13 protein-coding genes are annotated in these 22330 nt (G+C 69.8%); 6 read left to right on the top strand and 7 right to left on the bottom strand.

The annotated features are described in order from the left end of the window. Positions 1-117: 117 nt before the first annotated feature. Positions 118-1938 (bottom strand): arabinofuranosidase catalytic domain-containing protein, encoded by a 1821-nt coding sequence (locus Aiant_RS25710; protein ID WP_189329397.1) that lies wholly within the window; start codon positions 1936-1938, stop codon positions 118-120. A 230-nt stretch (positions 1939-2168) separates the two neighbouring features. Here Aiant_RS25710 and Aiant_RS25705 point away from each other — a divergent pair, with 230 nt between their 5' ends. From Aiant_RS25705 to Aiant_RS25695, 3 genes are all read left to right on the top strand, one after another. Then, positions 2169-4529: an arylsulfatase gene (locus Aiant_RS25705; protein ID WP_189329396.1), complete on the top strand. Its 2361-nt coding sequence runs from the start codon at positions 2169-2171 to the stop codon at positions 4527-4529. A 15-nt stretch (positions 4530-4544) separates the two neighbouring features. After that, positions 4545-5762, top strand: a complete 1218-nt coding sequence (locus Aiant_RS25700; RefSeq protein ID WP_189329395.1) for a cation:proton antiporter — start codon at positions 4545-4547, stop codon at positions 5760-5762. Positions 5763-5991: 229 nt separating this feature from the next. Then, a complete protein-coding gene (locus tag Aiant_RS25695) occupies positions 5992-6900 on the top strand; it encodes a formylglycine-generating enzyme family protein (protein WP_189329760.1) in 909 nt (302 codons plus the stop codon). 102 nt (positions 6901-7002) lie between these two features. Here Aiant_RS25695 and Aiant_RS25690 read toward each other — a convergent pair whose 3' ends face one another. The 5 genes from Aiant_RS25690 to Aiant_RS25670 all read right to left on the bottom strand — a co-directional run bounded on the left by Aiant_RS25690 (position 7003) and on the right by Aiant_RS25670 (position 16179). After that, complete coding sequence (locus Aiant_RS25690; protein WP_189329394.1) at positions 7003-8562, bottom strand: amino acid adenylation domain-containing protein; 1560 nt, start codon at positions 8560-8562, stop codon at positions 7003-7005. Between the two features lie 19 nt (positions 8563-8581). Beyond that, on the bottom strand, positions 8582-12346 hold the full coding sequence (locus Aiant_RS25685) for a non-ribosomal peptide synthetase (RefSeq protein ID WP_189329393.1): 3765 nt from the start codon (positions 12344-12346) through the stop codon (positions 8582-8584). Between the two features lie 112 nt (positions 12347-12458). Next, positions 12459-12671 (bottom strand): phosphopantetheine-binding protein, encoded by a 213-nt coding sequence (locus Aiant_RS25680; RefSeq protein WP_212846520.1) that lies wholly within the window; start codon positions 12669-12671, stop codon positions 12459-12461. A 47-nt stretch (positions 12672-12718) separates the two neighbouring features. Then, the gene (locus Aiant_RS25675; protein WP_189329391.1) at positions 12719-14260 is read right to left on the bottom strand and encodes an NAD(P)/FAD-dependent oxidoreductase; all 1542 of its coding nucleotides are present in this window, start codon (positions 14258-14260) and stop codon (positions 12719-12721) included. A gap of 41 nt (positions 14261-14301) precedes the next feature. After that, on the bottom strand, positions 14302-16179 hold the full coding sequence (locus tag Aiant_RS25670; RefSeq protein ID WP_189329390.1) for a hypothetical protein: 1878 nt from the start codon (positions 16177-16179) through the stop codon (positions 14302-14304). Between the two features lie 117 nt (positions 16180-16296). On the opposite strand from Aiant_RS25670, the gene Aiant_RS25665 reads away from it, so the two are divergent. Genes Aiant_RS25665 through Aiant_RS25655 form a run of 3 tightly spaced genes read left to right on the top strand, consistent with a single transcriptional unit; the run spans position 16297 to position 21164 of the window. Next, on the top strand, positions 16297-17583 hold the full coding sequence (locus tag Aiant_RS25665; protein WP_189329389.1) for a cation:proton antiporter domain-containing protein: 1287 nt from the start codon (positions 16297-16299) through the stop codon (positions 17581-17583). Beyond that, the gene (locus Aiant_RS25660; protein WP_189329388.1) at positions 17580-17801 is read left to right on the top strand and encodes an MbtH family protein; all 222 of its coding nucleotides are present in this window, start codon (positions 17580-17582) and stop codon (positions 17799-17801) included. Before Aiant_RS25665 ends, Aiant_RS25660 begins: the two co-directional genes overlap by 4 nt. A gap of 36 nt (positions 17802-17837) precedes the next feature. Continuing rightward, a complete protein-coding gene (locus Aiant_RS25655) occupies positions 17838-21164 on the top strand; it encodes a non-ribosomal peptide synthetase (protein WP_189329387.1) in 3327 nt (1108 codons plus the stop codon). 71 nt (positions 21165-21235) lie between these two features. Here Aiant_RS25655 and Aiant_RS25650 read toward each other — a convergent pair whose 3' ends face one another. Then, positions 21236-22108 carry a ParB/RepB/Spo0J family partition protein gene (locus Aiant_RS25650; RefSeq protein ID WP_229829889.1) on the bottom strand — a complete coding sequence of 291 codons (873 nt, stop codon included), beginning with the start codon at positions 22106-22108 and terminating at the stop codon, positions 21236-21238. Between the last annotated feature and the right edge of the window lie 222 nt (positions 22109-22330).

Here is a 22330-nt window from a genome sequence, read left to right as displayed (position 1 = left end):
GCGGCCCGGTCGGCGGCCGCGGTGCTCGCCCGCCGCAACGAGGCGGTCTGCGACTCCTGGGTTGCCGGGAGTCGACGAAAACGGCGGGGTCACCGAGGTGGCCCCGCCGTCCGCCGGTCAGATCAGCGGGAACTTCTGCGCCGCGCTGCCGTTGCAGTCCCAGATCTGCAGCCGGGTGCCGTTGGCCGTGGCCCCGCTGGGCGCGTCCAGGCAGCGGCCGGACTGCGGGTTGCGCAGCGAGCCGTCGGCCTGCTGCTGCCAGACCTGACCGCCGACGCCGTTGCAGTCCCAGAGTTCGACCTGGGTGCCGTTGGCGGTGCCGTTGCCGATGATGTCGAGGCAGCGGCCGAGCGTGCGCAGCGCGCCGTTCGACTGGTGGAACCAGTGCTGGTCGACCGCGTACGACTGGCAGTCCCAGATCTGCACGGCCGTGCCGTTGCCGCCGTTGTCGTCCCCGCCGACGTCGACGCACTTGCCGCCCGGCGTGCCGGCCGGGCCACCGGCGTTCACCGCGAACTTCTGCGCGGCCGCGCCGTTGCAGTCCCACAGCTGCAACCGGGTGCCGTTGCCGGTGTTGCCGTTCGGCGAGTCGAGGCAGCGGCCGGACTGCGGGTTGCGCAGCGAGCCGTCGGCCTGCTGCACCCACTTCTGGGCGCCGCCGCCGTTGCAGTCCCACAGCTGGATGAGCGTGCCGTTGGCGGTGCCGTTGCCGGTCGCGTCGAGGCAGCGGTTCAGGGTACGCAACGAGCTGTCCGCGAAGTGCGTCAGATGCTGGTCCTCGGCGTACACCTGACAGTCCCACAGCTGGACGGCGGCGCCGTTCTTGCCGGTGTCGTCGGCCGCCACGTCCACGCACTTGCCGCCCGGCCCGGTGACCGTCCCCTGCGGGCCGTTCGGGACGTCGGTCCGGCCGGCGTAACCGACGCTGACCACGTTGGCCTGCACGGCGTTCTCGGCCGCGTCGGTCGGGTAGCCGTAGGTCATCGCACCCTCGAACCAGGTGCCCCGGTTGCGGTTCGAGTTGTCGCCGCCGATCGCCAGGATGATGCCGCCCTCCTGGTGCATCGGCTTGTAGCCCGGCTTGTCGGTGGGCAGCGAGCCGTTGTACCAGGTGGTCAGGCCGCCGGACTGGGAGTTGCCGCCCTTGAGCGCGTACGTGGTCTGGCCGTTGTTCTTCAGCACCGCGGTGACGAAGGCCGAGTTGTTGCCCGGGTTCGGGTTGGAGCCGTTCCCGCCCTGGAACATCCCGTTCTCCAGGTCCGCCTCGATCCACGGGCCGGAACCCTGGCACGGCGCGAAGTAGCAGGTGGTGGCGATGCTGACGGCGTCCATGTGCCCGTTGCCGGTGTCGTACGGGGTGGACTCGGCGTTGCCGTAGTCGAAGCAGCAGTCGGAGCCGACGTGGGTGCCGCTGGCGACCATGTAGACGCCCTCGGGCTGCCCGTTGACGGCGACGCCGGACGCGACGCCGGTGTAGCGGTAGCCGACGCCCGGGGTGCCCCAGATGCCGTACACCTTGTGCCCGCCGGCGGTCACCGCGATCACACCGGCGCCCGCTCCGCGGTCGCCGCTGCCGGCCCCGCCGTCGGGGGCCACGGAGAGGTCGTTGTGCCGGCTGGTCTGGTCGTAGATCTTGGTGATCCGGCAGGTGCTGCCGTTGCAGAAGGCGTCCTGGGCACCGGCGTCGGCGTACCCGCCGGCGGCCAGCGTGCCGACGTCGTGGGCGGCGCCGTCGGAGGCCCGGGTCACCTGGTAGAGCCGGCCGCTGTACGCACCGAACAGGGCACGGGTGGTGCTGTGCGCGGCGACGCAGGCGGTCCCGTTCGAGGCGTAGATGTCGCACGGCAGGGTGCCGGCGGCGTGGGCCGGGCTCGGCGCCCCGATCAGGCCGGCGATCAGGATCATCACCGCGAGGACGAGAGAGCGTTTTCTGGACATGCTGAAGGTGCTCCTATCGGTGGCGGACGGAGCTGGCTGACATCGACATCCGTCGAGTCGTTGATGTTTCGGAAGTTACGCCGCTCTGATCGAATGAGTCAATATGCGGCGACTAATGTGCGACTATGTTTGATCCGGGATCCATCCTCCAGTGCCCGGCGGGTCGGCGGCTGGTTCTCATTCAGCCGGGGTGATGCCGCCGACGAGCCGCGACACCACAATGCGGCGCTATGACCAGCGATGCTTCTGTTCCGCGTACGGTCCTGCCGATCCCGGACCGGCAGCACGTCGGCCTCACGACGTTCGACGCGAAGGACCCGGACACCCGGTTCGCGCCGATCGAGCCGCTCCGGCCGCCGGCGGGTGCGCCCAACGTGCTCGTCGTTCTGCTCGACGACGTCGGATTCGGCGCGTCGTCGGCGTTCGGCGGGCCGTGCGCGACGCCCGTGGCCGAGCGGCTGGCGGACAACGGGCTGAAGTTGACGCGTTTCCACACGACGGCGCTGTGTGCGCCGACCCGTCAGGCGTTGCTGACCGGCCGCAACCATCACGCCGCCGGCATGGGCGGCATCCCCGACATGGCCACGTCGTCGCCGGGGTACACGTCGATGCGCCCGAAGGCGACCGCGCCCCTCGCCGAGATCTTGACGCTCAACGGCTTCAGCACCGCGCAGTTCGGCAAGTGTCATGAGGTGCCGATGTGGCAGAGCAATCCGATGGGGCCGTACGACTCGTGGCCTGCCAAGGGCGGCGGCTTCGAGTACTTCTACGGGTTCCTCGCCGGTGAGACGAACCAGTGGTATCCGGCGCTGTGTGAGGGCACCAAGTTCATCGAGCCCGGCCGGACACCGGAAGAGGGCTACCACTTCACCGAGGACATGACCGACAAGGCGATCGGGTGGGTGCGCCAGCAGAAGTCGCTCATGCCCGACAAGCCGTTCTTCATGTACTACGCGCCCGGCGCCACACACGCGCCGCACCACGTGCCCAAACAGTGGGCCGACAAGTACCGGGGCCGGTTCGACGACGGGTGGGACGCGTTGCGCGAGCGTACCTTCGCGCGGCAGAAGGAGCTCGGGGTGATCCCGCCCGACTGTGCTCTCACCGAGCGTCCGGAAGCGGTCCCGGCCTGGGACGACATGCCGGAGGAGCTCAAGCCCGTGCTCCGGCGCCAGATGGAGGTTTACGCGGGTTTCCTGGAGCACACCGACCATCACATCGGCCGGCTCCTCGACGCCATCGAGAATCTCGGGGTGCTCGACGACACGCTCGTCTTCTACATCATCGGTGACAACGGCGCGAGCGCCGAGGGCACGATCAACGGCACTCTCAACGAGATGTTCTACTTCAACGGCGTCGCCGACCTCGAGAGCGCCGACTACATGCTCGAGCACATCGACGACTTCGGCGGGCCCGAGGCCTACAACCACTACGCGGTCGGCTGGGCGCACGCGATGTCGACGCCCTACCAGTGGACCAAGCAGGTGGCCTCGCACTTCGGCGGCACGCGCAACGGCACCGTCGTGCACTGGCCGAACGGTTTCGAGGCCCGCGGTGAGTTGCGGCACCAGTTCCACCACGTCATCGACATCGCGGCCACCGTGCTCGACGTCGCCGGTCTGCCCGCGCCCGACTCCGTGAACGGCATCATCCAGGAGCCGATGCACGGCGTCAGCATGCGGTACTGCTTCGATCAGGCCGGCGCCGCCGAGGCACGGCAGACCCAGTACTTCGAGATGCTGTGCAACCGCGGCATCTACCACAACGGCTGGACCGCGGTCACCAAGCACCGGACTCCCTGGCTGCACGTTCCGGTGCCGTCCTTCGACGACGACGTGTGGGAGCTCTACGACACGTCGACCGACTGGACACAGGCCCACGACGTCGCCAAGGAGCATCCCGATCAGCTCCGGCGGCTCCAGCAGCTGTTCATGATCGAGGCGACGAAGTACAACGTCTTCCCGCTCGACGACCGGCTCCTCGAACGGTTCGTCGCCGCCCTCGCCGGTCGTCCGGAGCTCGTCCAGGGCGAGGCGCAGCTGCTCTACGGGGGTACGGACCGGCTGAGTGAGAGCTCGGTCCTCAACGTCAAGAACGTGAGCCACGCGATCACGGCGGAGATCGAGGTCCCCGACGGCGCGCCGAGCGGCGTGCTCGTCACGCAGGGCGGGCGATTCGGCGGATGGGCCCTGTACCTGCTCGACGGCAGACCGGTCTACTGCTACAACCTGCTCGGCATCTCCTTCACCCACGTACGAGGTGACGCCGCGATCGCGACCGGCACGCATCAGGTACGTCTCGAGTTCACCTACGCGGGTGGCGCGCTGGGGGCGGCGGCCGATCTCTCGCTCTTCGTGGACGGATCGCAGGTCGGCAGCGGGCGGCTGGAACGCACGACCCCGATCGTGTTCTCCGGTGACGAGGGCCTGGACATCGGGACCGACACCGGCTCCCCGGTCACCGACGAGTACGCGGGACGAGCCGGTTACCCCGGCACCGTCCAGTGGGTCCGCCTCGACGTCGACAAGGACAACCACAGCCACCTGATCACGCCGGAGCAACGCTTCCACCTCATCATGGCCCGCCAATAGCGGCCGGCGACGCCCATGCATTCCACGACGATTCTGATCATCGCCGCGGCGATCTTCGGCTGGGGCGTCGTGTCCGGCCGGCTCCAGCGCGCCGACTTGACCGCGCCGATCGTCTTCGTGGCGATCGGCGGATTGATGGCGGCCGGCGGCCTCGTCGACGCGTCGTCCGCTCCCGGGTACGCGAAGCCCCTGGTCGAGATCACCCTGGTCCTGGTGCTGTTCTCGGACGCCGCCGGGGTGCCGTTCAGTCAGGTACGCCGGGACCTGGGCCGGTACCTGCGGCTGCTCGCCGTCGGGCTGCCCCTGACCGTCCTCGCCGGATGGGCGCTGGCCTACTGGTTCTTTCCCGGCCTCGGCCTCTGGCTCGCCCTGCTGATCGGCGCCGCCCTCGCCCCGACCGACGCCGCTCTCGGGCTCCCGGTCGTCGCCAACCCGATCGTGCCCCGGCGAGTGCGCGAGCTGATCACCGTCGAGAGCGGCCTGAACGACGGCATCGTCACACCCGTGGTGATGCTGGCGCTGGCCGGCGCCGCCTCGGCCGAGGCGGTCAAGGGCGCGCCGAGCCCTCAGCACGCGCTCGCTGAACTGGGCATCGGCCTCGGCGTCGGTGCCGTCGCCGGAGGCTTGGGGGGATGGTTGCTGCGGTGGGCGCGACGTCGTGGGTGGGCCGCCGAGGACTTCGCCGGCATCGCCGTGCTCGCCCTGGCGCTGGTCGCCTACCTCGCCGCGGTGGCCGTGCACGGCAACGGTTTCATCGCGGCCTTCTGCGCCGGGCTGGCCTTCGGAGCCCTGGCCGGGCCGCGGGGACCCGCCGAGCTGGTGTTCCTGGAGCAGGCCGGCGGCCTGGTGTCGCTGCTCGTCTGGCTGGTGTTCGGTGCGATCGCCATCCCGATCGTCATCGCGTCGGCCGGCCCCGTCACCGTGCTGTACGCCGTCCTGAGCCTGACGCTGGTACGCATGGTGCCGGTCGCGCTGGCCTGCATCGGCGCCGGTTTCGATCGCAAGACGGTGCTGTTCATCGGCTGGTTCGGCCCACGCGGCCTCGCCTCACTGGTCTTCGCCCTGCTCAGTCTCGAAGAGCTCGGGGACGGCGCCGACCCGGCGGTCACCGTCATCGGTCTGACCGTGCTCATCAGCGTCGTCGTGCACGGTCTCACCGCGAAGCCGCTGGCCACCCGGTACGGAAACGCCGCCACCCCGGAACCCCGCTCGACACCGGAAGAGGTGCGGTAGGGGCAGCTTCGTTCCGCAGAGGCCTTCGGCGACCGCCGGCCGCCTGGTCACGGACGACGTCGCAGGGATGAGGCCGAGCTCCGGGTCACCCGGTGAGGGGGAGGTGGCAGCTCCGGGTGGGTCGATATGGTCTGCGCCGGTGCCGCCGGACGGGTGAGAGGAGAGCCTGGTGGGCTCGACCGAGGCTGTTCATCGACCCCACCCGCCCGGCCCGGCACCGGGCAAGCACATGGTCTGGGTGCGCGGGGGCGACTTCCTGATGGGCTCCGAGGACTTCTACCCGGAGGAGCGGCCGGTCCACCGGGTGGCCGTCGACGGGTTCTGGATGGACACCCATCCGGTGACCAACTCCGCGTTCCGCCGCTTCGTCAAGGCCACCGGCCATCGGACCGCCGCCGAGCTGGCACCGGACCCGGCCGACTACCCCGGCGCCGATCCCGCATTGCTGGTCCCCGGCGCGCTGGTCTTCCGGGCGACCAGCGGACCTGTCGACCTGGGTGACTGGCGGACCTGGTGGGCGTGGGTGCCCGGGGCCGACTGGCGGCACCCGGAGGGCCCGGGGTCGACCCTGCACGGGCGTGACCGGCACCCGGTCGTCCAGGTGGCCTATGCCGACGCGGTCGCGTACGCGGCTTGGGCGGGCAAGACCCTGCCCAGCGAAGCCGAGTGGGAGTACGCCGCGCGGGGTGGCCTGGAGGGCAAGGTGTTCTGCTGGGGGGACGACTTCGCCCCCAAGGGCAGGATGCTGGCCAACACCTGGCAAGGGGAGTTCCCTTGGCAGAATCTGCTCCTGGACCGCTACGCCGGCACCTCCCCGGTGGGTGCGTTCCCGGCCAATGGTTACGGCCTTCACGACATGGCCGGCAACGTCTGGGAGTGGACCAGTGACTACTTCGCCCCGAGCCACCCCGATGAGGCCGGGCACCCCTGCTGTGTGCCCCGCAATCCTCAGGTCAGCGCTCCGGTCCTGGCCGAGGCGATCCCGCGCCGGGTCATCAAGGGCGGCTCGCACCTGTGCGCGCCCAACTACTGCCTGCGCTACCGGCCGGCGGCCCGCCAGGCCGAGGCGGTGGACACGTCGACCGGCCACATCGGCTTCCGCTGCGTCATCCGCCCCGCCATCAGCGCATCCGGTTGAGCGATGGACCCACGCGACGAGTGCGGTCGAATACCGGAAGTGGCCGGGCCGCTTCCACGGCGTCACGCGGCGCCCGCGAACCCACCATGAGTCGCAAAACGGTCAAGTCGACACGGTCAGGCGGGGAGCAGCACCCTCTGACGGATCGAGGTCAGCGGAATCGAGCATCTTGGCGAGTGCTCGACGATCGATCTTGCCCGCGCGGTTGAGAGGCATCTCGTCCAGCCAGACGTAGGCGCGTGGAATCATCGGCGCGGGTAGCCAATCACCCAGTTGGCTCGTGATCAGCTCGTCGGGTCGCCGTTCGCCGACCAGATAGGCGACGATGGCCGCGCCGCCCGGGATGTCCTCGCGCAACAGTGCTGCCGCGTCGACCACACCTCGGCATTTGCGCAGGTTGTGCTCGACCTCGCCGATCTCGACCCGGTACCCACTGATCTTGACCTGGTCGTCGATCCGGCCGACGTACACGTAGTTCCCGTCCGGCTGAAGCCGAACGCTGTCCCCGGTGGCGTACATGCGCTCGCCGGGCCTCTCGGCGAACGGGTCCGGGAGGAACGAGGCCGCCGTGCGGCCGGGATGACCGAGATAGCCTCTGGCAAGACCGGCGCCGGCCAGGTACATCTGGCCGGTGTCGCCGGCCGGGACGGGGTTCAGCTCCTCGTCGAGGACATAGGCTCGCACGTTGCGGATCGGGCGCCCGATGGGGACCCACTGCGGGGTCGAGGCGTCGCAGGGATACCACGTCGCGGCCACCGAGGCCTCGGTCGGGCCGTAACCGTTGTGGACGACCAGCGAGTCGTTGCTGCCCAGGCCCGGCCCGTCGAGTTGGGACCCGCCGGTGATGACCAGGCGCACACCGGCCGCGGCCAGCCGGGGAAGCAGAGCCGTCCCGTACGGCCCGAGCACCGCGGCCGGGACTTCCAGCGCGGTCACGCCGAGCGCGCGGACGGTGCGCAGGATGCGGTTGGCGGGCAGGTCGCCGCCGTCGGCGATGGCGACGCAGGCGCCGAAGCAGAGCGGCATCAGGCAGTCGTGCATGGTGCTGTCCACCGTGAGCGCGGTCGTCCACAGCATCACGTCGTCGGTCCTGATCAGGTCGATGTCCTCGAACGAGGCGATGATCAGGTTCAGGAGGCCTTCGTGCGGCACGCCGACGATCTTGGGCCGCCCGGTCGAGCCCGACGTGGTGAGCGCGTATGCCAGGTCGAGCGGCCTCGGCGAGGGGAGCTCCGTGGCGGCGAGGCTGTCGTGGCCCGTCTGCGGGCCGGTTACGTCAATGAGCTGAGCGTCGGGCAGCCAGTCGACCGGCGCGGTGGCGAGGACGCGCCCGCAGCCGACGTCGTCGAGCACCCCGCGATTGCGCAGCGGCGGATCGTCGGGGCTCATCGGCAGACACGCCGCGCCGCTTCGCAGGATGGCGACGATGCCGATCAACGCGGCCGGGCAGTGCCGCGCGATGAGACCGACGATCGGTCCGGCGTCGTCGGCCACCAGCTGCCGCGCGAGTCGCGCCGACAGCCGATCGAGCTCGGCATAGGTCCACGAGCGTGCCGAGGTCCGGATGGCCGTGGCCGCCGGCCGCTCGCGAAACTGGCGCTCCAGGAGATCGACCAGGGTCCGTGCACCCGCGGTCCGGGCCGACCGTCGAGAATCCTGCACCACAAGCACCACCTATCGACTAAGTCCGGTCGCCCAGCGACCAGCGGATCGCATCGGGGAGCATCGACTCCCACGCCGCGTAGGTGTGGCCGCCTTCCCCGATCGCGCTTCGTACGACATGTCCGTCGGCCGCGAGCTCGTCAGCTGTGCGTTCGGTCGCTTCCACCAAGCTGAGTCCGTCGTCGAGGATGATGTCCTTCTCCTCCCGGCTCGCGGACAGGAAGAACCGCGACCCGCCTCCCGACCGGCCGGGCCTCGCCGGGCCGAGCCGATGTTCGCTCAGCGGGCCGGAGATGGCCACGGCGCCGTGGAAGCGATCCGGCCGGCGCAGCGCGGAGCGGATCGCCGTGACCGCCCCCAGACTCGCGCCCACCACGACGGCGCGGCCGACCGGCCGGTTCCCGAGCCAGGTGCGCAGGTAGGGAAGCAACTCGTCGGCGAGCGCGTCGACGATCCCGTCGTCGAGGAGCTCGCTGCGGCGGGTCGACCACTCGCTCGGACTCAGGAATATCGCCGCGGTGGTGGGGATCCGATCCTGGAGGGAGAGCCGGTCCAGAATCGCCGGCAGGCGCATGATCTCCACGAACTCGGAGCCGTCGAGGACGATCAGCAACGGGAGGTCGGCATTGCTCCGGAGCGGGTTCTCGGTGGAGATGAACAGATCCACGCGCCGGCGGCCGGCCAGCTTCTCGCCGCGCCAGGTTCGCTGGACGAGCCGGTCCTCACGCGAGGCCGCGCTGAGGTCGGGCAGGCTCTCACGCAGGATCGCGGTCGCGTAGCTCGCCGGCGTCCGATATTCCAGCATCAGCTGCAACGGCACCTCGCGGCCGAGTTCGCGGCGGAGGGTCGCGGTCGCACGCGGCACCAGCAGGGAGTGCCCGCCCTGGTCGAAGAAGTCGTCGGAGGCCGACAGCGGCCTGCCGAGCACGGCGGACCATGCCGCGACGACCCGTGCTTCGAGCCCGGTCGCGGGCGGCAGGTCCACTCCGGCGGGCGTGGTGGCGGTGGTGACCGGTGGCAGCGCGGCGCGGTCGATCTTGTTGTGCGCGGTCAGGGTGAATCGGGGCATCGTGACGAAGTGGTCCGGGCGCATGTACGCGGGCAGTGTCTCGCGGAGCATGTCGCGCAGCGCCCCCATGTCCACCGACCTGGCCGCCACGATGTAGGCGACCAGCGCGGGGCCGGTCGCCAGGGTGGCCCGGACGACCGCCGCCGCGGTGATGTCGGGATGGCGCAGCAGGGCGTGTTCGACCTCGCTGGTCTCGATCCGGAAGCCACGGATCTTGACCTGGTGGTCGGTGCGGCCGAGGAAGTCGATGGCTCCGTTCGGTAGGTAGCGGCCCAGGTCTCCGGTGCGGTACATGCGCGACCCGGGCGGCCCGAACGGATCGGGGACGAACGACGCCGCGGTCAGGCCGGGGCGGGCATGGTATCCCCTGGCCAATCCGTCGCCGGCCAGGAAGATCTCGCCGCGCATGCCGACCGAGACCGGCTGGAGGTCCTCGTCGAGGATGTAGGCACTCGTGTGCGGGATGGGGCGGCCGATCGGAACTCTGCCCGACCACGGCCCGCCTTCGAACACGGTGGCCAGCACCGTGCACTCGGTCGGACCGTACGACGCCACCACCCGGCAGCCGGGCAGGAGTCCCTCCACCAGGGCGAAGCTCCTCGGATTGACGACGTCGCCGCCGACGACGAGCTGGCGCAGCCCGGACAGGATGTGCGGATCCTGCTCGACGAGGATGTCGAGCTGCGGAGAGACCAGCTTGAGCGTGGTGACCTGGTGTTCGCACAGGACATCCCGCAGGCCGTCGAGGAGGGACCCGGGATCGGCGACCACCACCCGGCCGCCGTGGGCCAGCGGTGCCCATTCGAGCACGGCGACATCGAATGTCAGCGGACCGGTCTGGAGGAACACCGATCCCGGGCCTACCTCGAGATAGTGCGGTGCGCCTTCCACCAGCCGGCTCAGGGCTCGATGTGAGATCGCCACCGACTTGGGGTTTCCGGTCGATCCGGATGTCGATATCAGGTAGGCCAGACTGTCCGGAGCCGGGAGAGTCGGAAGATTGTCGGTGGCGTATCCGGTCAGGTCCGGGCTGCCGTCACCGATGGTGAGAACCGGCGTCTCCATCGAGGGCAGGCGGCCCAGAAGCGGCGAGCCGACGATCATCAAGACGGCGGCGGCATCCGACATCAGCAGACGGATCCGGTCGGCGGGGAAGTCGGGGTCGACGGGCAGGTACGGTGCGCCGCATTTGGCCAGCGCGAGCAGCACCACGAATCGTTCGACGGTGCGTTCCAGGCAGACGCCGACCACCTTCTCCGGTCCGACGCCCAGGGTCAGCAGGTGTCGGGCCAGCCGGTTCGCGCGTTCGTTCAGCTGCCCGTAGGACAGCGGGCCGCCGTCACCGACCACCGCCGGCGCGTCCGGCGTGCGGGCGGCCCGGGTCTGCAGACGTTCGACAACGGTGATCCCGGACGCCGGAGTCCGATCGTTGCCGCGCCGCAGCAGCGTGCGGTCGGCCCGGGTGAGCAGGTCGAAGTCGCGCATCGGCGCGTCCGGCGTCGCCACGCCCTGTTCGAGCGTGCGGAGGTAGCGATCCGCGAGCGTGGCGATCGTGGCCCGGTTGAACAGCGCGGTCGGGTACACGAACGTCGCCCGCAGCCGCCCCTCGACGATCCGGGTGGTGAGCGAGAGGTCGAACCTGGCAGTCACCGGCAGGTCGGGTTCCCACCACACCGGCGCGTCCGGATCCTCGGCCAGGTCATCCCGGTCGCCGGCGTGATTCACGACGACGTCGAAGATCGGGTTCCGGTGCGCCTCCGACCCGGCGTTGAGCGCACCCACGATCTGCTCGAGCCGCGCGTCCTGGTGCGCGTCCGCGGCCATCCAGGCGTCCCGGGTCCGGGTGATCGCCTCGCGAAAGGTCAGCTCCGTCGTGGTCAGGTCGACCCGCAGGATCATGGTGTTGATGAAGAACCCGATCAGATCTCGCAGGTCCGGGTGTGTCCGGTCGGACACGATGGCGCCGATGACGACGTCGGACTGGCCGCAGAAGGCCCGGAGCGTCGCGACGAACGCGGCACTGACCACCATCGCCGGGCTCGCGCGCGTACGCCAGGCCAGGGCGGTCATGGCCGCCGTGGCCTCCCTCGACAGCTCGAGCACGACCGTCTCGCCGACCGCGTCGACCGTCGTGGGCCGAGGCCGATCCAGGGGCAGTTCCAACGGTTCGTAGCCGGCCAGCGCCTCGGTCCAGTAGTTCAGCTGGGATCGGAGCAGGTCGTCGGTCAGGAAGTCGCGCTGCCACCTGGCGTAGTCGCCGTACTGGACGGGCAGCTCCGGAAGGCGCGGTGTCCTGGCCGTCAAGGCCGCCTCGTACAGCTCGAACAGATCCCTGGCGAAGACGTCCATCGACCACCTGTCGGTGATGATGTGGTGCATCGTCACCAACAGGCCGGGCCCGTCGGCCAACTCCGCGGCCACCGCTCGAACCAGCGGAGGCCGCGCCAGGTCGAACGGCCGCACGGCGGCCTGCTCGACGGCTTCCCGCCAGTCGGGGCCGGCCCAGACGAGCGGGATCTCGACATGGTCGACGATCTCCTGGGTGACCGTCCCGTCCGGCGACATGACGAACTTCGTCCGCAGGATCTCGTGGCGCCGCACCAGGGCGTCGAGAGCGGCGAGCAATGCCTCGCGGTTCACCTCCGCCGGAAACCGCCAGCCACAGCTGATGTGGTACTGGTCGTGCGACGAGTCCAGTTGGCGCAGCCACCACATTCGCTCCTGTCCCGCCGACAGCGGGAATGCGCTCGCCGTGCTGTCGCGAAACGGTGGGACCGGGTTCCTCGGGCGCGACTGGCGTGCCGGCATTGCTACCCCAAACTCGTGCCTATTTGCGCGAACTCTCAACCGCCGCGGAAATCGTGTTGATGCTGCGGAAGGTTGCCTCCTTGAGCGCCTCGTCCGGCAGCTCGATCTCGAACGTGTCCTCGATGGACAACATCAGGCCCAGGCACGTCAGGGATGTCATGCCCAGGTTCCAGAGATCATCGTCAGGGCGAAGATCCTGGCTGTACCCATTCAGGTTGAGCTGCTTCGTCACGAGGCTGCGAACGGTTTCCGCGACAGACGGTTGATGAGCCGGCATTGCTACCGCGTCCCCCCGGTGCCGGTTGTGGCCCCAGCCGGTTGGGTCACGTCGCCATCGCCCTTGAAGGTACGCAGATAGCGCGCGACACGACGTGCACCATGCAGGTTCCCCTGGGCGTACCAGAGAATGTCGGGGCCCAGGCCGTAATCGACGCCGAGCTGCTCATAGGTCTGCACGGCCATGGTGCGGTAGTAGTCGGTGAGCTGCGAGGTCGTCATCTGCGGTGCGGCCTGCGCGCCGGTCTCGAACCAGGCGGCGAGGCTGTGGGTGACATATTCATCGATCGACCATTCCACGGTCCTGGTCGCCACCGGCTTGCGCATCGGCTGGAAGATCGCGTCGATGATTCCGGACTTTCCCTGTAGTTCATTGGCGACGTGCTCGGCCAGCAGGGGCGCACAGTGGAAGCCGTCACGGTAGGTGCCCGTCATCAGATACAGGCCCGAGGGTGGCATCCAGCCGACCAACGGGAATCCGTCGAGCGTGACGGGACGGTTGCCGGAGCACCATTTCGTGACCTCGTGGATGGCTGCCCGCTCGTCGAGCTGTTGCATCGAGTACTGGGCCAAGAAACGGACGTCGGCCATCCAGGTGACACTGGAGATGGTGTTCACCAGGCGGTTGGTCGCGCCGTAGTACTCCAGCCCGCCGCCTTGCGGCACCACGTGCAGTCCGCAGGCGAACCCGCGATTCGGCGTCCGAACCACGCTGGTGAACGGTTCGCCTCCCGTCCGCTTGGCGATCATCGCGAAGCCGAGCCCCGGAAAGGTCGGCATCAGGTCGGGCACGTCGAACACGGTGCGCACCAGCGACTCGCTGTGGATGCCGGCGGCCACGACGACAGCGCCGGCTTCGATGAGATGGCCGTCGTCCAGCTCGACCCCGGTCACCGCCTCGTCGCTGCCGACCAGCTTCCGTACCGTCTGATCGAGAAGGATCGCTCCGCCGTGCCGCAATCGGCGTTCCAGCGCCGCCAGCACCCCGCGAGCATCCACGGCCCCCTCCGTCGGCAGATGAATGGCACGCAATGCGCGCGACTCCGTCCGGGGGTTGTAACCGGGGATGTCGGTCGGGTCGATCTCCGTCCACGGCTTGTCGTACTCGTCGAGGGCGTCGATGATCGCGGCGAAGTTCACCGTGTCCAGTTCGGCTCCGACGGCGTTCAGGATGATGTGCGATTCCGTCGTCGTCTGCAACGGCCGGTCGGACGGCGCGAACTCACCGAGCCGCCGCAGCGCCTCGGGCCATTTGTCATGGGCGGAGATGCCGAGCTCGAACCTCGTCCGCGCGGCGCCGGTCCGCAGCGATTCGGTCGTGGTCTCACCGAAACAGCCGAGCATCGCACCGGCCGCCTGGCTGGCGCCCGTGTCGCGATGGCTCGGACCCACCACCACCACTGATCCGACCTGGCGCTCGATCAACTCGTCGGCAAGAAACATGCCGAGCGCGCCGTTGCCGATGATCACCACATCAGCCTTGGTCGGCCTCTTGGCGCCGGCGGCGAATGCGAGATCAGGAGACTTCATGGTCGGATTGGACACCCCGGGCTCCTCAGATTTGGATGATGCCACTCAGCGCGTGATCAGAAGTCGAAGATGTAGAGGCCGAAGTTCCGGTCGGAGACCAGGACGTAGTTCTTTTCACCGATCTTGTGGACTTTGACGCCCCAGAAGTCGACGCCGGGCTCGCGGAAGGCGCCGACCTCCCGCAGGCCGTCGCTGCCGTAGCTCAGCACCCGGAGGCCGCCCGCGAAGAAGGTCGCGTACACCAGCCGGCGATCGGGGTCGATCGCCACGTGCGACGCCGAGAAGTCGCCGAAGCCGGTGCCGTACCTCGGGTCCTGTGACTCGGGGATGGCGTACGTGTCGATCTGGGTGACCGAGCCGGCGCCGCTGCCCGGGATGTCCGTCTTGAACAGCCGGAGGTAGCCCCAGCCGACGAACTCCGACTTGACATCGGTCGCGCAGACCACGGGATCGGCCGGTGTCGGGGTGGTGCCGGCGGTCTCCTCGGTCACGTCAGGCACACCGAGAAGCCGCAGACCCGTCAGGCGGTTGACGAACATCAGCGGGATCGTTCCCGTGGCCGCCGTGGGGAACTGCTGCATGGCGTCCGGCCCCTGGTGGTTGAAGATGATGCCCGCGCTGTAGCCGGCCGCGGTGATGGCATCGAGCTTCTCCTGGAACGCGCATCCCGGGGCCGACCCGCCGGTCAGGATCGAGGCGTCACGTTCGATGAGCGCGATCCCGCGCCCGGGCGGCACAGTGCCGGGGCAGCCGGAGCCGACAAAGGTGGGCGTACCGGAGATGGGGTGGTCGGCATCGACCGGTGCCGAACCCGGGCTCCAGGCCGCGATGTAATCGGTGCCGGCGTGCGGACCCGATGTGATCGTGCCGAGCAGGCGATAGGCTTCGATGTTCTCGTCGGCGCCCACCAGGTACTCGGCGTCGGGCGAGAGGTCGTGATGGTTGGCGTTGCCCTCCGGCCAGATCTGCTGCCCGCGCTTGGCACGCTCCTCGTCGAATTCGGCGTACTCGGTCCGGGCAATCAGCGAGACGTTGCCCGGCGTCGGGTCGGTGACGTCGAGCAGCACGTACCCGCCGTCCCAGTACGTCGCGGTCATGACGTACCGGTCGCCGACCTGGCGTACGTCGACGGCGTGCCCGAACACCGAGATGAGGCCCTTCGAAGGGTCTCCGGTCACATGGAACGGTGCAACCCTCAGGTCAAGGGCGTTGACCGTCACCGGGTTACGGGGATCAGTGATCTCCATGATGACGATGTCGGTGGTGGGCTTGTCGGTGACGAAACTGACGTAGGTGCGGTTGGTGGAGCTGTCCGTCCAGGCGCAGGTGTAGTACGCCGCCAGGGCCTGGTCCGCAGGCTCATTGTGCGCATCCGTGTAGTCGCCGGCGTGGGCGGCGAGGAGCTGGGCATTCTCCGGGTCGGAAATGTCCCAGATGCTGATGCCACCCCGCTGGCGCGGCTCGGTCGGATCGGGTGCATCGGCCAGGATGTAGTGCTCTTGGGGGTGGATCAACAGCGCACCACTGAAGTACTCGTTGGCGATCTCGATCACGCACGGACCCTCGCCGACGTAGTTGCCGTTCGTGGTCTCGACGAACGCGCTCTCGACCTCGAAGGGCGCTTTCGGGTCGCTGATGTTGATGACGTAGGCGCCTGTCCGCACACACGTCGGATGCCGGTATACCGTGAGGAACGCGTAATCGCCGTGGGCGGCCACGTCCGCGATGTGACGCGCGAGGCCCGCACCCGACGGGTTGGTGACCGTGGCCTTACCCACCAGCGTCACCCCGTACGAGACGGACGGCAGGTGCCCGTCAGGCTCCCGAGCGCGCCAGACGAAGCCCTCGCCCTGGACCACATCCGTGTCGGTCATGTGTGCCTCCCATGTATGCCTTCCGACCACGCGTGCCTTCCGACCACGCGTGCCGTCCAACGGAAGGATGCCGTCGGCGACCTTGGGCTGTCCCGTCGCCGGTTCACGTGACTGCGATGCCCCGGGTGGCGCGCCCTAGGGTCCATCTCAAACGGAGGCGGATGGGGAGACGGACGCGTGGACATCGGTACGCTCGCGACGCTCGTCCGCGCTGTACTCGTGATCATTGTGGTGGCCCGGCTGCTCGGGCTCCTGTGCCGGCGGTTCGGGCAGCCGGAGGTGATCGGCGAGATCGTCGGTGGCATCCTGCTCGGTCCGACCCTGTTCCACGGCGCGATCACCCAGGAGCTGTTCCCGGCCGACATCCGCCCGGCGCTCAAGATGCTCTCCACCGTCGGGATCTGCGTCTTCATGTTCCTCGTGGGGCTGCACCTGGCCCACGGCGGCCTGCGCGTGCAGGGCCGGATCGCCGTCGCGCTGTCGCTCGGCTCGATGGTCGTGCCGTTCGTGCTCGGCACCCTGTTCGCGATCGGCATCGCCGGCGACCGGTCCGGCCGGTCCGCGGTTCTCTTCTGCCTCTTCGTCGGTACGGCGGTGTCGGTCACCGCGTTCCCCGTCCTGGCCCGGATCCTGACCGACCGCGACCTGATCGACACTCCCATCGGCGGGTTGGCGCTCGCTACGGCCGCGGTCGGTGACGTCCTCGCCTGGTCGATGCTCGCGGTCCTGGTGGCCCTCTCTCACGCAAGCACGCTGCCGTGGCAGGTGCTGCTGGTCCTGCCATTCGTGGCGATCCTCGTCGGGGTGGTGCGACCGCTGCTGGCCAGGCTGGCGCAGCGCACCCCCCGGACCCCGGTACGGAGCCGGGCGGCCAGGGTGAGCCTCGATGCCGGACTGGCGATCGCGATCGCCGCAGCCCTGGTGCTGTCGTGCGCGGCGACCTCGTGGATGGGGCTGCACGCGATCTTCGGTGCCTTCCTGCTCGGTGCGGTCATGCCCCGCACGGGCGCGGCTGCCCTGCGCGCGTACGTGCTGCCGTGGATCGAGCGCATCGACCGAGTGGTGTTGCTGCCCCTGTTCTTCGTGGTCGCCGGTTTCGCGGTCAACCTGTCCGGGATGGACTCCCGCGAGGTGGGCCTGCTGCTGTTGATCCTGCTGGTCGCCATCGGCGGCAAGATGGCCGGCGTCTTCGGGGCCGCTCGGCTGTGCCGGGTGTCCGCCCGGCACAGCGCCGGGCTCGCCCTGCTGATCAACACTCGCGGCCTCACGGAGCTGATCGTGCTGGCGGTCGGCCTTCAAATCGGCCTGCTCGACCAGCGGCTGTACTCGCTGATGGTCGTCATGGCGTTGGTCACCACGTTGATGCCGGGCCTGCTGCTGCCCTTCGTCTACCCGAAGCAGGGGACACGGGAGCGCGAGTCCCGGGCGGTCACACCACTGCTGGAAAGGGAGTCGATGCCATGAATCCGTCCATTGAGGAGGTCGATGCCATGAACCCGTTCGACGACCCGGAGGGCCGATTCCTGGTGCTCGTCAACGACGAGGAGCAGCACTCGCTGTGGCCGAGCCGCCGGGCGGTACCCGCCGGCTGGCGCATCGTGTACGGCGAGGACAGCCGGCAGGCGTGTCTGGACTACGTCGAGCAGCACTGGACCGACCTGCGTCCGCTGAGCGTGCGCTGAGTGGACCCCGCGCCGCTCGCAGAGAAGGGACAGCCCGTGCGTGCGATTTCCGATCTCCTGGAGGAACTGCGCTCGGCCGGCATCCAGCTGTGGCTGCAGGACGGCAGGCTGCGATACCGGCCGGCCGGCGCACTGGACGGCGAGCGGTTGGCGGTGCTCCGTGAGCGGCGCGACGAGCTGATCTCCGCGATACGTGCCGACCCGGCGCCGGCGGCTCGGCCGGACAGCATTCCGCTGTCCGAGCACCAGCAGGGCATGTGGTTCCTCGATCAGATGGGCCTGCTGGGGCCGGCGTACAACCAGACGTCCCTGCACCGCATCGCTGGTGATCTGGACGTGGCGGCCCTGCGTGCGGCGATCACGGAGATCATGCGGCGACACGAGATCCTGCGGACCGCGTTTCCCGCGCGCGACGGGATCGGGGTACAGGTGGTGGAGCCGGCCGACGACCCCCGCTTCACCTTCCTGGACGTGTCCGGCCTGTCCGCCGCCGAGCAGGACCGGTGGTGGGACGACCGGAAGCGGATGTACGCGGAGTACCGGTTCGACATCTCCGTGGCGCGCAACTTCTGCACCGAGCTGATCCGCTTCGGCCCGGCCGAGCACGTGCTGGTCTTCCGCTCCTACCACCTGGTCATCGACGGGTCTTCGTACGCCCACCTCTTCCACGAGCTGCGCACGCTCTACGCGGCGTACCGGACCGGGATCCCGTCCCCGCTGCCCGAGCTGACCATGCAGAACGCCGATTACGCACTGTGGCAGCAGAGCCGGGACGGTGCCGAGGCGGAGCGGCACCTGGACTACTGGAAGGAGCGGCTGGCCGACGCGCCGCACGTCTTCGACCTGCCGACGGACCGGCCCCGGACGGCGGTCGCCGACCTCGCCGGTGGCATGGTCGAGCTGCCGGTGCCCGCCGAGGTGGCCGACGGGCTGCGCCGGCTGGCTCGGAGCGAGGACACCACGATGTTCATGGTGCTGCTCGTGGCGTTTCACACGCTGCTGTATCGGTGGAGCGGGCAGACCGACGTCAGCATCGGGATGATCACCGACGGGCGGGCGCACCCCGACGTCGCCGCCAACATCGGCCACTTCGTCAACCCGGTGGTGCTGCGGGCCGACCTGGCCGGGCATCCGACCTTCGCCGGGCTGCTCGGCCAGCTCCGGCCTCGGCTGGTCGAGGCCCTGGAGCACCGGCACGTGCCGTTCGACCGGCTGGTGGCCGAGCTCCAGCCGCAGCGGGACCTGGCGGTACATCCGCTTTTCCAGGTGCTGTTCACCTACCTGGCGGCAGAGCCGTTCGACCTCCTCGACGGGCTGACCGTCACGGAGATCGAGCCGGGCGAGCCGAAGGCGATGTTCGACCTCACGCTCTCGGTCTCGGAGACCGAGGCGGGGGACATGTCCGTCGGCATGGCGTACCGGACCGCGCTGTTCGATCGCTCCACCGTGCAGCGCCTGGCCGACTACCTGATCAACCTCCTCACCGCGGTCGTCGCCGCACCCGACGTGTCGATCGACGACCTGCCTCTGATGTCCGCCGCGCAGCGGCACGAGGTCCTCGAGGTCTGGAACGACACCGCCCACCGGTTCGACGACGGCAGCTGCCTGCACCAGGTGATCGAGCGGCAGGTCGCCGCCACGCCGGACGCCACCGCGGTGGTGTTCGAGGGCCGGTCGTTGACCTACCGCGAGTTGGACCAGCGAGCGAACGCCCTGGCCCGGCACCTGCGCGAGCTGGGCGTCGGCCCCGACGAACGGGTCGGCATCGCGCTACACCGATCGCTGGACATGGTGGTCGCCAACCTGGCGGTGCTCAAGGCCGGCGGAGCCTGTGTGCCGATCGACCCGACCTACCCGATGGCCCGCCAGCAGCTGATCGTCGAGGACGCGGCCCTGCGACTGCTGATCCGCGATCAGGACGGACCGGACAGGGCCGCCGACCCGCAGCCGGTGCTGGCGCTCGACGTGTTCGGCACACCGTGCGACGCGACCGGGCCGCCCAACCTGGCCGACCCGGCCAACATCGCCTGGGTGCTCTACACCTCGGGGTCCACCGGCCGGCCCAAGGGCGTGGCCATGTCACACCGGGCCCTGCACAACCAGGCGCAGTGGCAGCGGCGCCAGGGCCCCGGCGGACGCGGACGCACGCTGCAGTGGGCCGCGCTCAGCTTCGACATCTTCTACCAGGAGATGGTGACCACGCTGTCGGTCGGCGACACGCTCGTCCTGGTCAGCGAGGAGGTCCGGCACGACTTCGAACGGCTGCTCGACGTGATCTCCGAGCAGCGGATCGAGCGGATATTCATGCCGTTCGTGGCCCTGCGCGGGCTGGCCGAACTGGCCGTGCGCCTGGGCCGGATCCCGCGGTCGCTGCGCGCGGTGCTCACGGCCGGCGAGCAGCTCCAGGCCACCCCGGCGATTCGAGCCTTCTTCGCACAGATGCCCGACTGCACCCTGTACAACCAGTACGGACCGATCGAGGTGCACCTGGCCACCTCCCACCAGCTCGACCCCGATCCGACGACGTGGCCGGAGCTGCCGCCCATCGGCCGGCCCTTCGACAACGTGCGAGCGTACGTGCTCGACGCCGAGCTGCGGCTGGTGCCGCCCGGCGTGGCCGGCGAGCTGTTCGTCGGCGGCCTCGCGCTGGCCCGCGGCTACCTCGGCCGCCCGGAGATGACGGCGGAGCGGTTCCTGCCCGACCCGTTCGGCACGGGGGCCCGGATGTACCGCACCGGCGACCGAGTCCGCTGGAACGCCGTGGGCCAACTGGAGTTCATCGGCCGCTTCGACGACCAGGTGAAGATCCGCGGGTTCCGGGTGGAGGTCGCCGAGATCGAGGCCGTCCTCACCGGCTGCCCGGGCGTGCGGGAGTGCGCCGTCTCCGCCCACCGCCACGGCGCCGGCGACGTACGCCTGGTCGCCTATGTCGTGCCGAACTCGGACGCCCCGCCGACCGCCGCCGAGCTCCGCGCCTTCCTCGCCGACCGCCTGCCCGACTACATGGTGCCGGCCGCCTACCAGCCGGTGACCGAGCTGCCGCGTACGCCCAGCGGGAAGCTGAGCCGGCGGCTGTTGCCGCAGCTGTACGACGGGCCGGAGTGGGCCGGAGCGGCCCAGTACGAGTCGCCGAGCACGCCGATGGAGGAGCACATCGCCGCGATCTGGGCCGAGGTGCTGGCCGTGCCCCGGGTCGGCCGGCGCGACAACTTCTTCGAACTGGGCGGGCATTCGCTGCTGGCGGTCACCGTCGTCACCCGGCTCAGCGAGGTTGTCGGGCGCACGGTCGCCCTGCGCGTCCTCTTCGAGGCGCCGACGGTGGCCGCCCTCGCCAGCCGCCTAAGCGACGCCGAAGAGCGATGAGCGGCTCGGGCATCCGCGAGCCCCGGCACGCCGCTGGCATATCCGCGGCGGCTCCGGCTGAGGATCCGTGATCAGCCGTGCTGACCGCCCGCCTGGTCGTCCTCGAGCCCCATGGCGAGCTGGATCCAGGCCGCCGCACAGGCTCTCGCCAGCGCGCCGAGGTTGATCCGGGAGTGCGGCGGGATCTGGCGCAGCGGGAGCGGGATCTCGTCGGTCAGCAGCACCCGCGGACCGAGCCAGCGCAGCAGCATCCGGCCGGACTCGGTGTAACGCAGCGACGGATCGCTCTGCATGGTCTTGAGCAGCGACCGCAGCTCGTCGGAGGGGTCCGCCTCCGGCAGCTTCACGGTCATCTGCCGGTCCTCCGCCCGGTCGGCGCGGTCCGGCCGGGTCCGCCGGTCCAGTACCGGGTCCTCGCCGGCCCGCAGGCGCGCTCGGACGCTCCGCGCGGTCTCCACGGAGATGCCGGCGTCCTTCGCGATCTGGCGCAGGGTCGCGTCCGGGTGGCTGGCGATCAGCTCGGCCGCGATCCCCCGCCCGGCCGCGCCGTTGATCGGCCGGACCCGGCCGTCCCGGCCGATCCGCGCCTGTGCCTGCGGGCCGTCGATCTTGCGGCGCAGCGATCCGATGGTCTTCGCCGCCAGACCGGCGGTGAGGGCGATGGTCCGGTCCGACAGCCGCGGCTGAGCGCGGATGATCCGGACGGCCGCTGCACGCCGATCGGCCGTCGAGAGGGGCATGCCGTGTGACACGTTGAGCCGGACGGCGAGCAGGAACGCCTCGTTGTCGTCGCCGTCGAACAGCTTCGCGGAGATCTCCCGCTCGCCGCGCAGCCGGGCGGCGGTGAGCCGGTGCGCCCCGTCGATCACCCGCATCGTCCTGCGGTGCACCACGATCGGTGGCAGGTTCGCTTCCGTCTGCGCCAGTGATCTCGCGTGAGCCATGTCCACGCCCGCGGAGCGCGGCGAGTCGGCGTCGCGGACCGCGGAGATCGGCAGCCGTACGACGCCGTTGTCCCGGGCCGGGACCGGCTCGGCGGACCTCTGGCCATCGGCGGACGATCGGGGTTCGACTGGGGATCGAGAGGTGTCGACCGACACTGAGGAGCCCCCGTTCTTTGTCACGGCCACGGCAGTCGAGCGAAGACACGGCCTTCACTCATCCTG

Origin of the sequence: Actinoplanes ianthinogenes, from assembly GCF_018324205.1 — a bacterium.
GTDB lineage: Bacteria > Actinomycetota > Actinomycetes > Mycobacteriales > Micromonosporaceae > Actinoplanes > Actinoplanes ianthinogenes.
Note: the sequence above shows the minus strand (reverse complement) of the source record. Positions and strands in the feature narration are given on the sequence as shown.

Bases quoted from the DNA above. Each gene is read 5' to 3' on its own strand.
- Aiant_RS25695 (WP_189329760.1), top strand. From the start codon at position 5,992: ATGGTCTGGGTGCGCGGGGGCGACTTCCTGATGGGCTCCGAGGACTTC.
- Aiant_RS25705 (WP_189329396.1), top strand. From the start codon at position 2,169: ATGACCAGCGATGCTTCTGTTCCGCGTACGGTCCTGCCGATCCCGGAC.
- Aiant_RS25650 (WP_229829889.1), bottom strand. From the start codon at position 22,108: ATGGCTCACGCGAGATCACTGGCGCAGACGGAAGCGAACCTGCCACCG.
- Aiant_RS25660 (WP_189329388.1), top strand. From the start codon at position 17,580: ATGAATCCGTCCATTGAGGAGGTCGATGCCATGAACCCGTTCGACGAC.
- Aiant_RS25710 (WP_189329397.1), bottom strand. From the start codon at position 1,938: ATGTCCAGAAAACGCTCTCTCGTCCTCGCGGTGATGATCCTGATCGCC.
- Aiant_RS25685 (WP_189329393.1), bottom strand. From the start codon at position 12,346: ATGTGGTGGCTGCGCCAACTGGACTCGTCGCACGACCAGTACCACATC.
- Aiant_RS25700 (WP_189329395.1), top strand. From the start codon at position 4,545: ATGCATTCCACGACGATTCTGATCATCGCCGCGGCGATCTTCGGCTGG.